The 11,346-nt window shown below is 61.5% G+C and carries 11 protein-coding genes; 7 read left to right on the top strand and 4 right to left on the bottom strand.

Annotated features, from left to right (window positions below; genetic code table 11):
* The first annotated feature begins 108 nt into the window (after positions 1-108).
* Entirely contained in the window at positions 109-735 is a 627-nt protein-coding gene (locus JJJ17_RS17395; protein ID WP_325168831.1) for a ribonuclease T2, read from the top strand.
* A gap of 68 nt (positions 736-803) precedes the next feature.
* Positions 804-1,697, top strand: coding sequence for a tRNA pseudouridine(55) synthase TruB (gene truB / locus JJJ17_RS17400; RefSeq protein ID WP_200688736.1), 894 nt, complete (start codon positions 804-806; stop codon positions 1,695-1,697).
* Between the two features lie 27 nt (positions 1,698-1,724).
* Here truB and JJJ17_RS17405 read toward each other — a convergent pair whose 3' ends face one another.
* The 3 genes from JJJ17_RS17405 to JJJ17_RS17415 form a co-directional block, all read right to left on the bottom strand.
* Positions 1,725-2,543 (bottom strand): C40 family peptidase, encoded by an 819-nt coding sequence (locus JJJ17_RS17405; protein WP_407673379.1) that lies wholly within the window; start codon positions 2,541-2,543, stop codon positions 1,725-1,727.
* Complete coding sequence (locus JJJ17_RS17410) at positions 2,540-3,904, bottom strand: leucyl aminopeptidase family protein (protein WP_200688737.1); 1,365 nt, start codon at positions 3,902-3,904, stop codon at positions 2,540-2,542. Before JJJ17_RS17410 ends, JJJ17_RS17405 begins: the two co-directional genes overlap by 4 nt.
* Before the next feature lie 69 nt (positions 3,905-3,973).
* Entirely contained in the window at positions 3,974-4,351 is a 378-nt protein-coding gene (locus JJJ17_RS17415) for a hypothetical protein (RefSeq protein ID WP_234464166.1), read from the bottom strand.
* A 141-nt stretch (positions 4,352-4,492) separates the two neighbouring features.
* On the opposite strand from JJJ17_RS17415, the gene JJJ17_RS17420 reads away from it, so the two are divergent.
* The 4 genes from JJJ17_RS17420 (at position 4,493) to JJJ17_RS17435 (ending at position 8,671) form a co-directional block, all read left to right on the top strand.
* The gene (locus JJJ17_RS17420) at positions 4,493-5,140 is read left to right on the top strand and encodes a carbonic anhydrase (protein WP_200688739.1); all 648 of its coding nucleotides are present in this window, start codon (positions 4,493-4,495) and stop codon (positions 5,138-5,140) included.
* A 158-nt stretch (positions 5,141-5,298) separates the two neighbouring features.
* Positions 5,299-6,321 carry an aspartate-semialdehyde dehydrogenase gene (locus tag JJJ17_RS17425; RefSeq protein WP_200688744.1) on the top strand — a complete coding sequence of 341 codons (1,023 nt, stop codon included), beginning with the start codon at positions 5,299-5,301 and terminating at the stop codon, positions 6,319-6,321.
* Positions 6,322-6,328: 7 nt separating this feature from the next.
* Entirely contained in the window at positions 6,329-6,928 is a 600-nt protein-coding gene (locus JJJ17_RS17430; protein WP_200688747.1) for a DedA family protein, read from the top strand.
* Between the two features lie 90 nt (positions 6,929-7,018).
* A complete protein-coding gene (locus JJJ17_RS17435) occupies positions 7,019-8,671 on the top strand; it encodes a DUF4139 domain-containing protein (protein ID WP_200688749.1) in 1,653 nt (550 codons plus the stop codon).
* Positions 8,672-9,142: 471 nt separating this feature from the next.
* Here JJJ17_RS17435 and JJJ17_RS17440 read toward each other — a convergent pair whose 3' ends face one another.
* Positions 9,143-9,922: a hypothetical protein gene (locus JJJ17_RS17440; protein ID WP_200688751.1), complete on the bottom strand. Its 780-nt coding sequence runs from the start codon at positions 9,920-9,922 to the stop codon at positions 9,143-9,145.
* Between the two features lie 270 nt (positions 9,923-10,192).
* Between JJJ17_RS17440 and JJJ17_RS17445 the strand changes: the two genes are divergently transcribed.
* Positions 10,193-11,341 (top strand): helix-turn-helix transcriptional regulator, encoded by a 1,149-nt coding sequence (locus tag JJJ17_RS17445; protein ID WP_200688753.1) that lies wholly within the window; start codon positions 10,193-10,195, stop codon positions 11,339-11,341.
* Positions 11,342-11,346: the final 5 nt, after the last annotated feature.

An 11,346-nucleotide genomic window follows, 5' to 3' on the forward strand; every position in this document is an offset into this window, starting at 1 on the left:
GGGAATTCCCGACCGATATAGCGATTCCCACCTTCGGGGAAAAGAGGATTCGCGCGTTCACGGGATAGACGCCGCGGCGCAAGGCGGTAATCTGGCGCAATGAAATGCATGATCGCCAGTCTAGCCCTTGCGCTGTCAGCCCTTCCGGCCATGGCCGACGATGTCGCGGGCGATTTCGATTACTATGTCCTCGCGCTCAGCTGGTCGCCGTCATGGTGCAGCCAGACCGGCGACGAACGCGGGGCCGAGCAATGCGCCGTCGGGCGCAAGATCGATTTCGTCGTTCACGGCCTTTGGCCGCAATACGAACGTGGCTGGCCCGAAAACTGTCGCACGGATGAGCGCGATCCATCGCGCCGCGAAAGTCAGGCGATGGCCGATATTATGGGTTCGGGCGGGCTGGCATGGTATCAGTGGCAGAAGCACGGGCGCTGCACGGGTCTGTCGGCGGCGGGCTATTACGGCACCATGCGCGACGCTGCCGATCTGATCGCGATCCCAGAGGTTTTCGTGGATCTTGCCCGCGACATCAGCCTGCCCCCTGCCGTCGCCGAGGAAGCCTTTATCGAGGCGAACCCGTCCTTGGGCCGTGATGGCGTGACCGTCACTTGCTGGGGCGAGGCGTTGCAGGAGGTTCGGATTTGCCTGACGCGCGATCTGGAACCTCGGGACTGTGCGCCGGATGTTCGCCCGGACTGCACGCGGGACAGAATTCTGATGGAAAAGGTGCGCTGAACGGCTGGCGGTTGACGCCTTTCTCCCCTGCCGCTATGCCCCCGGCCTTCTGGTTTTCGGAGATACGGATGGCACGCAAGAAGGGTCGCGACATCAACGGCTGGCTGATCGTGGACAAGCCTACGGGCGTTACCTCGACGGCGGTCGTCGCAAAGGTTCGCTGGGCGCTTGACGCGAAAAAGGCGGGCCATGCGGGGACACTTGACCCCGACGCGACCGGCGTGCTGGCCGTGGCCCTGGGGGAAGCGACCAAGACCGTCGCGACCATCACCGATGCGTTGAAGTGCTATGACTTCACGGTGAACTGGGGGGCGGAGACGACGACCGACGATGCCTCGGGCACGGTGTTGCGCAGCAGTGATAGCCGACCGGATGCCACGGCGATCAACGCGGCGTTGCCGAAATTCTCGGGCGAGATCATGCAGGTGCCGCCTGCCTTCTCGGCGGTGAAGGTCGATGGCGAACGGGCCTATGATCTGGCGCGCGAGGGCGAAGAGTTGGAACTGGCGGCACGCCCCTTGTGGGTTGATAGTCTGCTGCTGATCGAGGCGGGCACCGATACGGCGCGCTTCGAGATGGTGTGCGGCAAGGGTGGTTATGTCCGCTCTATCGCGCGGGATCTGGGGCGTGAACTGGGCTGTCTGGGCCATGTTGCCCATCTGCGCCGCACCTGGTCGGGGCCTTTTGACGCCACCGATGGCGTTGCGTTCGAGAAGATCGACCGGGCAGAGCAGGAATGGCTTGACGGATGCCTGTTGCCGCTGGAAACGGCGCTGGTCGATCTGCCCCAATTGCGGGCGACGCCGGAAGGCGCACGCCGGATTCGCAACGGCAATCCCGGTGAGGTGACCGGGACTGCGGAATGGGGTGAACTGGTCTGGGTCGCGGATGCGGATGGTCCGGTCTGCATCGGTCGCTATCAGGGCGGCGTGGTGCAGCCCGAACGGGTGTTCAACCTTTAAGGCATCCTGCCTCTTGCGGGTCAGACATCAGCCGGGGCGATGCGCGCCAAGATAGGGGCCGTCGCCTGCGGAATCGATCCGGGCGATGGCGTCGGGAATGCTCTCCCAGATCACCGCCATTTTCCACGCCGTCGCATGGATCATCAGATCGGCCGAGGCGGCAAGTGCGACATGGCCCGGCCAGAACAGAAGATCGCCGCGCTGAATATCGGCGACCTGCGGAAAGGCTTCGCGCTGCAGATCGCTGTCGCCGGGGCAGCGGATGCCGCAGGCCGTCAGCGCAGCTTGCGCCAGACCCGAACAGTCGATGCCCGCGCGGCTGTTCCCGCCCCAGAGATAGGGCGTGCCCAGAAGCGTTTCGGCAACGACTATGGGATCGTCTGCCATCTGGTCTCCGATATGCTGGATCGGGACAAAGCCGCCCGTGGCCAGTTCGGCGAACTTGCCCTCGATCGCTGTGACCGACAGGCGCGCGCCAATCGACAGCCCGAACGCTTCGGAGCGTTTGAAATCGGGCGTGCGATAGACATGCGTTGCGGGTGCCGTGACGTGATGGGTAACGGCGGGCAGATGATGGGACAGCGCCGCCTCGGGCAGCCAGCCGCAATAGCCGTCAAGCGCGGCCTGCACGAAGGCCCAGCCGTCGCGGCTGTCGATCATCGTCAGGTCGGCCCCGAAATTCACCTGCCGGTCGCGGCGACCGTCGGGGGCAGTCATCAGATCGGCCAGCGGAGCCGACAGCCGGACGGGACTGCCTTCTGTAAATTGCGGCCGGTCGAGGATGCCGCGCAGGCTTTCATGGGCGACCCGGTCGGTCGCGGGTGTCAGACGACGATCCAGCTTCATCCGGCCAACTCCGGCAGAGCCGCCAGAATCGCGCGCGCGCCCTGACCGACGCCGCCTTTGGGGCGTCCGGGTGCAGCGACGGGCTGCCAGCCATAGATGTCCAGATGCAGATAGCGGCCTGCGCCTTCGGCAAAGCGACGCAGGAACAGTGCGGCGGTGATCGATCCCGCCATGCCGCCCGATGGCGCGTTGTCCAGATCGGCGATGGCAGGCTCGATCAGCGGCTCGTAGGGTTCCCAGAACGGCATCTGCCACAACGGGTCGCGCACCGTCTTTGCAGCCTTGGCCAAGGCATGCGCCACGGCATCGTCGTCACAATAGAAGGGCGGCACGTCCGGCCCAAGCGCCACCCGCGCCGCGCCGGTCAGCGTCGCCAGCGAGATCAGCAGATCGGGCTTTTCCTCTGTCGCCAGCGTCAGTGCGTCGGCAAGGACCAGACGACCTTCGGCATCGGTATTGTTCACCTCGACCGTCAGGCCTTTGCGGCTGGTCAGAACGTCCTGCGGGCGGAAAGCATTGGCGGAGATACTGTTCTCGACCGCAGGGATCAGGACGCGCAATCGCAGCCCGTCCGCAGCGCCGGTCCCGGCCAGCATCTTCAGCAGGCCAAGCGCCGTCGCCGCGCCGCCCATGTCCTTTTTCATCAACCCCATCGAGGCAGGCGGTTTGATGTCCAGCCCCCCGGTATCGAAACAGACGCCCTTGCCGACGATGGTGACCAGCGGCCCCTGTTCCCCCAGACGAATATCGATCAGACGCGGTTCCTGATCCGAGGCGCGACCGACCGCGTGGATCATCGGGAAATTCGCGTCAAGAAGCGCCGCCCCTGTCGTTACCTCGATGCTTGCGCCAATCTCACTGGCCAGCGCACGTGCGGCACTCTCGAGCTGGACCGGGCCCATATCGCTGGCCGGGGTGTTGATCAGATCACGGGTCAGGAATTCACCGGCGGCAATCGCTTCGATGTGTCGGGCATCCGCCCCATCGGGGCACACGAATTGCGCGCCCGCATAGGTCGAGCCCTTGTAGCGGGTGAAGCGATATTGGCCCAGAAGCAGGGCCAACGCAGCCTCATCCGGGTCCAAACCCTCGGGCAAAACAGGACGCCAGATACCTTTCGGCAGGCTGGTCGCGCGGGCAAGCGTGAAACGTTCCCGCGCGGCTGTCGAACGGTCGCCAAGGCCCAGAAGCGCGCCCTTCAGCCCGCCACTGCCATCCGGCAGCAGGCAGATTTCACCCGATTTCGCCGAAAAGCCTGCCGCTTCCGGCCATGTTCCCGCATCCTCGGGCAGCGGGTCGCCCTGCCACAGCGCCCAGAGGGGTGAGGCGTCGGAGGTGTCGGGGGCGAAAGTTGCGGACATCGTGCAGGCTCCTGTCTGGTGGCGCAACAGTAACGCCCGGCGAAGGCGACCTGCAAGGTGGGGATCGGGTCAGCGAAGCTCGCTCTTTTCCCAGATCGCGGTCAGTGAGCGGTTGCCCACCCGCATCAACCGCGCATGGATCGCAGACATCGCAATGCTATCGCGACGCTCGGCAGAGCTTCCCATATCCATCGCGACCCCGGCAAGCGACAGCAGCCCCACCTGCCATGCCAGCCGCGACAGCCGTTCGGCGTGAACCGCGGCGGCGGCCAGTTCATTTTCACGGTAGGCCGCGTCGGTTTCGGTCAGGGCGCTGGCCAGTTGCTCCAGCGCCAGACCGATCACGTTGGATGCCGCCGTTTCACCCAGTTCCCGCACGATATCGCCCACGCGCCGCGTATCGACCTTGACCGATTCGGATAGGGCAAGTGCCCTGATATATGCCACGAGACCTCTCCGACATCTGCTGACTGCCTTTTCGGGAAACATGCGGCCAAGCTGTGAAAAAAGGCTTGAGACGCGACAAAGAAACCTCTCGAATTTTCTTGAAATACCGCCTATCAAGCCCGGAAATGCGAGAGGTCAGCCATGCATAACGTCCGCCCACTTCCGCAGTATCTGGTCAGCCGGTTCCACGGCTGGAAAGCCACGAACTACGAAGACAACAGCGCCTGGTATCGTCATTTGGCCCGAAACGGGCAGCATCCGCGGGCGATGGTCATTTCGTGTTGCGACAGCCGCGTGCATGTCACCAGCATCTTCGGTGCCGATACGGGTGAGTTTTTCATCCATCGCAACATCGCGAACCTTGTCCCCGCCTATGCCCCCGATGGTCTGCAGCACGGCACCTCGGCTGCCGTGGAATATGCGGTGATGGCGCTCAAGGTCGCGCATGTGATCGTGGTCGGGCATACAAGCTGTGGCGGCGTTGCCGGTTGCCATGCGATGTGTTCGGGCCAGGCGCCAGAGTTGGAAGAGAAATCCAGCTTTATCGGGCGCTGGATGGACATCCTTCGGCCGGGATACGAGCGGATCAAGGAACTGCCATTTGAGGAACAGATCGGTGCGCTGGAACGTCAGGCCACGCTGATCTCGATCGAGAACCTGATGACCTTCCCCTTCGTGCGTGACGCGGTGGAATCCGGTCAGATGACGCTGCACGCGCTGGTCCATGACATCAGCGAGGGATCGCTGTGGCAGGCCGAGGATGGCGGTCGCAGGTGGGTCGCCGTTTAGGACAGGATCAGGGCCGCGATCTGCGGCCCGTTCCGTCGTGATCTGACCCGCTTTAGGGGCTATGAAAGCCCACACGCGATCGGGACCATAGTTTCCCTTTCCTCCAGTCTCCGCTTGCGCTAAACGCCCCTGACCGCTGAAAAAGGAGTCCCCCCGAAATGGGTTACAAAGTCGTCGTCGCAGGCGCTACGGGTAACGTGGGCCGCGAAATGCTGAACATTCTGGCCGAGCGCCAGTTTCCGGTGGATGAAATCGCCGTCCTTGCCTCGCGTCGTTCGCAGGGCACTGAAGTCAGCTTTGGCGACAAGACTTTGAAGATTAAGGACATTGAGCAGTTCGATTTTACTGGCTGGGATATCGCGCTGTTCGCCATCGGCTCGGACGCGACCAAGAAATACGCGCCGATCGCGGCAGCGGCTGGTTGCATCGTGATCGATAACAGCTCGCTTTACCGCTATGACCCCGAAATCCCGCTGATCGTGCCCGAGGTGAACCCCGAGGCGGTCGAGGGTTACAAGAACAAGAACATCATCGCCAACCCCAACTGCTCGACCGCGCAGATGGTGGTGGCGCTGAAGCCGCTGCATGACCGCGCCCGGATCAAGCGGGTGGTTGTCTCGACCTATCAATCAGTTAGCGGTGCAGGCAAGGATGGCATGGACGAGCTTTGGGACCAGACCAAGGGCATGTATGTGCCGGGTCAAGAGGTCGCACCGAAGAAGTTCCAGAAGCAGATCGCCTTCAACGTGATTCCGCAGATCGACGTTTTCATGGAAGACGGCACGACCAAGGAAGAATGGAAAATGGTCGCCGAGACCAAGAAAATCGTCGATCCGTCGATCAAGGTCACCGCGACCTGCGTTCGGGTTCCGGTCTTCGTCGGCCATTCGGAAGCGATCAACATCGAATTCGAGGATTTCCTTGACGAAGACGAGGCCCGCGACATCCTGCGCGAGGCTCCGGGCATCATGGTCGTCGATAAGCGCGAACCGGGCGGCTATATCACCCCGGTCGAAAGCGCGGGCGATTATGCCACCTTCATCAGCCGGATCCGTCAGGATTCGACCATTGAAAACGGCCTGAACCTGTGGTGCGTCAGTGACAACCTGCGCAAGGGCGCGGCGCTGAACGCGGTGCAGATCGCCGAATTGCTGGGCAATCGCGTCCTGAAAAAGGGCTGATTCCCCAGTGTTTGACTGGATCGCAAGCTTTCTTGAGAGCGGCGGGGCCTTGGCCATCGCCGCCCTCATGTTTCTGGAAAACGTCTTCCCGCCCATCCCGTCCGAGCTGATCATGCCGCTGGCAGGCTTCAATGCCGCTCGCGGCGGTGCGCCTTTGTGGCAGGCGATACTGGCGGGCGGGCTAGGCTCACTGGCCGGGGCCTATTTCTGGTATCTCATCGGTCGCGCCTTCGGGCCGATCCGCATGCGGATGATGGTCGTGCGCTATGGCCGCTGGCTGACGCTGAACCTGTCGGATTTCGAACGGGCCGAGCAGTGGTTCAACCGCCACGGCAGCGCGATCGTGTTTTTCGGTCGCTTCATCCCCACCGTCCGCACACTGATCTCGATCCCGGCGGGGATCGAGCGGATGCCGCAGGGCAAGTTCCTGCTGTTCACCGCGCTTGGCAGTTTCATCTGGTCGGGCGGTCTGGCCTTTGCCGGGTATCTGCTGGAAGACCGCTACGAGCAGGTCGAACACTGGATCGACCCGCTATCCACCGCTGTCGTCGTCAGCATCATCGCCATCTACGTCTATCGCGTCATTCGCTGGAAACCCGATGCCTGAGGCGTGATCGCGCGCGGGCAAGTTGTGGCTTGCCTCGGGCGCGACCTGTCGGCCATGCTGCGCCCATCATATCTTGATGGAGCCGATTGAATGACCTTGCGCCCTGTATTTCCAGCGCTTTTCCTTGGTCTCGTTGCAACGCCCGCGCTGTCCGACCGGATCGAGGCCGAACTGATCGCGGATCGCGTGACTGTCTACCCCTCTGGTGCCTCAATCTCGTGGCGGGTCGATTTGCCCGGCGGCGCGGGTGCGCATGAGGTGATCGTGCCCGGCCTGCCGCAGGGTATGGCCGACGGTCTGCGGATCGAAGCTCAGGGTGCGGTGATTGGCACCGTTAATGCCGCAAGCGACGATCCCGCCGCCGAAGGCGCGGTCGAGGCCGCCACCGTTCAGGCCGCCCGTGCCCGCCGTGATGCCGAACATGACGCCCTGCGCGCATTGGAGGCGCAGCTTTATGCCAAGCAGGCCGAGGCGCGTTCGTGGCAAGAGCGGGCGCAGATGGTGCGCGACCTGATGCGCGGCGATGCCCGGATCGCGGCGGCGGATCTGGCGGCGAGCGTCGAAGAGGCGGGCGGCATGATCGCGACTTATCTTGAGCGCGAGACACAGGCTAATGCCGAGGCCGCGCAATTATTGAACCGTCAGGCGCAGCTTGCCCGCAATGTGCAATTGGCCGAGGCTGACCTGAACCGGATTATTGACCGGAACGCCGCGCTGGAAACGCTGACGATGACGGTCCAGACGACCGATCAGCCCGCGCAGATCACTCTGACCGGCTTCACCTCGGACGCATGGTGGAACCCGGTCTATGACCTCGCGCTGGATCGTGCGACCGGCCAGATCACCATGGACCGGGCGCTGATGGTCCGCCAGAATAGCGGCGTCGATTGGGACGGTGTGACGCTGACGCTTTCGACGGCGCAGCCGAACGGGCAAAGCGCGCCTAGTCAGGTCAACTCGGTCTTCCCAAGCCTTGAAGATCCGGCGCTGAAATCGGTCTCTCGCAACTATGAGGTTGCCGAGATGGCGGCGCCTGCGGGTGCAGGTATGGCCCCGGTCGCGGATGAAGCGGCCAGGGTCGTCGAGAACGCGCAGCTTGCCAGCATCGGCATGACGGTCGCCTATGATTATCCAACGCCGGTCGATGTGAAGAATGGTGGCGATGCGCTGCGGCTGACGCTGGACCAGAAAACACTGGAATCTAACGTCTTCGCCGAGGCTGCGCCGCGCTTTGATCAGACGGCTTTCGTGGTCGCTGAAGGCCAGAACAGCTTGGGAGAGCCGATCTTGCCGGGGCGGGCTACGTTGCGGCTGGACGGGGCTTTGATCGGTCAGACCGACCTGCCGTTGATTGCGACGGGCGACGATGTGAGGGTGGGCTTTGGTCCGATCATCGGTATGACCGCCGAACTGCGCGTGCCCGAGGACAGCACCGGCGATCGCGGCTTCCTGTCGCGCAGCACGCAGCAGCAGCAGACCCATATCCTGATCGTCCGCAACCTGACCGGAGAGGAATGGCCGCTTCGGGTCGTGGATCGTGTTCCGGTTTCGCGTGATGAGGAATTGACCATCAATTTCAATGCAGAACCCGCCCCGACAGAGACGGATCCGGATGGCCGTCGCGGTGTCCTCTATTGGGAGGCAGCGCTGCCTGCGGGTGAAACGCGTGAGATCACGGTGACCAGCGATTTGCGTTGGCCAGAGGGAAAATCGCTGGATATGTCGAGCCAGTATCTCCGGTAAAGCCGCGCCGTTTCAGCCGCGCAACAGGGTGCGGGCGTTGCAATCGGTATTTGGGCAACGGAGAAGCGGTGGGCGTTGGTGCAGGCAGCAAATGCTGGGGATATGGCTGCACAACCTGTGCACCAAAGAAGCACAGGTTGTGCACAGCGCGTACACCGCTTGCGCACGGTGGTGTTGCCTAGACGCGGCCGCAGCAGGGAAAACGACCTGCGGCCGCGCCTGGTATTATGCGTTTTGGCAATCGCCGCCCAGGACGGTGGAAAGGCCAGGACGCAACTTCGAAAGCAGCCGGTTGGCACCGACAAATGCGCAGAACATGACTCGTGAAAAATGGCTATGCGAAACGAAGTCGGAAAATAACCTGCATCTGATCTTATGGATCTTATGCTTGCAGCCTGTGCCGCACATGATCCGTTTGCGCTATGTGGTGATAAATTTGGCCCGAAGCAGGACAGCGTCGGGCCGCGATAGTTACGCTACGCGACGGGCGCGGCGAAGGCCCAACAGACTGCCAAGTCCGGTCAGGACCAGAAGCGCGCTGGCCGGAAGCGGGATCGGGGCAGGTTGCGGAGGCTCGCCATTGTAAAGGGCGATTTCGCCGTGGACGATATTGAAGTTCAATTGACTCGAAACAGTAAACTGGCCGTACTCATCCCGAGTGCCAAAGAGATGAAAATAGCCATAGGGCGCCTCTGGATCCTCAAGGGGAACGTCGAACGAATATGGCCCTTCGAAAGTCGGGTTCGCGAAAATTGATGGATGTGAGGTCAACCACGAATGCCCGAAAGCCAGCCTGTGGTCCTCCGATTCGCTGGCATCGAAACTGAAGCTGTTATAGTTATTATCCATGTAGGTTTCCCCATAGTAGGATAGATAGCCATAGTAGTCTGCGATCATCGTATGGATGGATTCTCCAATTTTTATTGTCGCGGAAATTATTGGACTGACGACAGGATAATCATAGTCGCCATTGTCATAGGTGCTTCCGCCATGGGCGAATAGATGTCTCTCTTCCTGATAGGACCATCCTTCGGCTACTCGATCCTCATCATAAATAACGCTGATTTGAAATTGATCCCCCGGATCCAGAACTTCTCCGCCAAATGTTAACAGGCTATCCTCGAAATACACAGCGGTGGCTGTAAAATCCGCCTGCACCACGGCAGCCTCGGCGGAGGCGCTGACCGCAAGGCCAAGCGCCATTGCAACGAAAAATCTGTCTCTCATAATATCACCTTTCATACTGGTCACGCCAACGAATCATAGCGAAATCGGATTTCGCTACTTCGTCATTTTCGTGATTGCGATTCGGGTTCTCATGACGCAGTTGCGCTATGCACCGCGAAAAAATCACTTCTGGAGAAATAAATCTATCCATTCAAGGATGATGCGTTTAATTAATGATCTTCCGTCAGTTGTAGTCTGCGTTAATATTTGCATTTAATGCAATATGGTTTTTCTTTTGATGTCCGACATTATTCGATAGGATAAAACCTCGTATTTTGTCGCGAGTTGTCCAAGATGGAACGGGAAGGGCTTTTCGACGATCTCGTGGCCGTCCTGCATCGGGCTGCGCTGGACCCTGCGGGCTGGCAGGACTTTTCGGACAATCTGGAGCTGGCCTTTGGCGGGTCCAAGATTTCGCTGCATGGGGTGGATGCTGGGACCGGATCTATCTTCCTGTCCGCTACCTCTGGGTTCGCGCCAGAGTTTTTTCGCCCATATGCGGACTATTATCACAGCATTAACCCGTTCATGCAGGCATCGGTTGCGATCCCGCACGGCATGGCGCGTGTTTCACCGCAGGATTTGCCGGATGAATTTCTGATTCAGACCGAGTTTTATAATGACTGGCTGCGCCCACAGGAGGATTTGTTCAGCGCGGTTGCGCTGAAAAGCCGCCCCGCAGGGTCGCGCTCGTTGGTTTTGGCGATGAATATCCGTCGCCGCGACCGCGCAAGCTTCGAGCCGGAGCTGGTGAATTTGCTGAACCGGCTGGAGCCGCATATTTCCCATGCCTTCCATGTCGGTGAGGTGGTGGCCGCGCTGTCGCACCGCGCAAACCTGCCGCCGGATGCCGCGATGCAGGCCAGCGTCGAGGGTGGGGTGATCGAGACCGATGAGCGGCGGATGGTGCTGTGGGCCGACGCCGGCGCGCTGATGTTGCAGGGCGGGCTGTTGCGGATCAGCATTCTGGGGCAGCTCAGCTTTGCGGATGAGCAGGTGCAGGCATGGGCCGAGCGGATCTGTGTTGCGGATGAACGCAGGCAGCCGGTCTCGGCCGGGTTGCCGCAGCAGGTCCGGATCGGGCGGGACTGGACCGTCCGGCATCTGCGGTTTCAGGGAGCGGTCTCTTCGCCGACGTTTAATCGCGGTAGCCGCGACAAGTCGTCGTTGGGAAATCACCATGTTTTCGTGATCTCGCGCGTGGGTCCAAGCCAGCCGCTGCTGCAGGTCGTGTCGCGGCTTTATGGCCTGTCGGGGGCCGAGGCTGCCGTTGCAATGGCGATTGCCGAAGGTCTGTCCACGGCGGAAATCGCGATGGCGCGGCAGGTCAGTATCCATACCGTTCGCAACCAGATCCGGGTGGTGTTGCAAAAGATGGAGGCGCGCACCCGCAGCGATGTGGCGCGGATGCTGGTGCAGGCCACGGGGTCGCGTTCGTCCTGAGCGGA

Source organism: Paracoccus caeni (assembly GCF_016629665.1).
Lineage (GTDB): Bacteria > Pseudomonadota > Alphaproteobacteria > Rhodobacterales > Rhodobacteraceae > Paracoccus > Paracoccus caeni.

Bases quoted from the DNA above. Each gene is read 5' to 3' on its own strand.
- JJJ17_RS17435 (WP_200688749.1), top strand. From the start codon at position 7,019: ATGACCTTGCGCCCTGTATTTCCAGCGCTTTTCCTTGGTCTCGTTGCA.
- JJJ17_RS17420 (WP_200688739.1), top strand. From the start codon at position 4,493: ATGCATAACGTCCGCCCACTTCCGCAGTATCTGGTCAGCCGGTTCCAC.
- JJJ17_RS17425 (WP_200688744.1), top strand. From the start codon at position 5,299: ATGGGTTACAAAGTCGTCGTCGCAGGCGCTACGGGTAACGTGGGCCGC.
- JJJ17_RS17410 (WP_200688737.1), bottom strand. From the start codon at position 3,904: ATGTCCGCAACTTTCGCCCCCGACACCTCCGACGCCTCACCCCTCTGG.
- JJJ17_RS17395 (WP_325168831.1), top strand. From the start codon at position 109: ATGATCGCCAGTCTAGCCCTTGCGCTGTCAGCCCTTCCGGCCATGGCC.
- JJJ17_RS17445 (WP_200688753.1), top strand. From the start codon at position 10,193: ATGGAACGGGAAGGGCTTTTCGACGATCTCGTGGCCGTCCTGCATCGG.
- truB (WP_200688736.1), top strand. From the start codon at position 804: ATGGCACGCAAGAAGGGTCGCGACATCAACGGCTGGCTGATCGTGGAC.
- JJJ17_RS17405 (WP_407673379.1), bottom strand. From the start codon at position 2,543: ATGAAGCTGGATCGTCGTCTGACACCCGCGACCGACCGGGTCGCCCAT.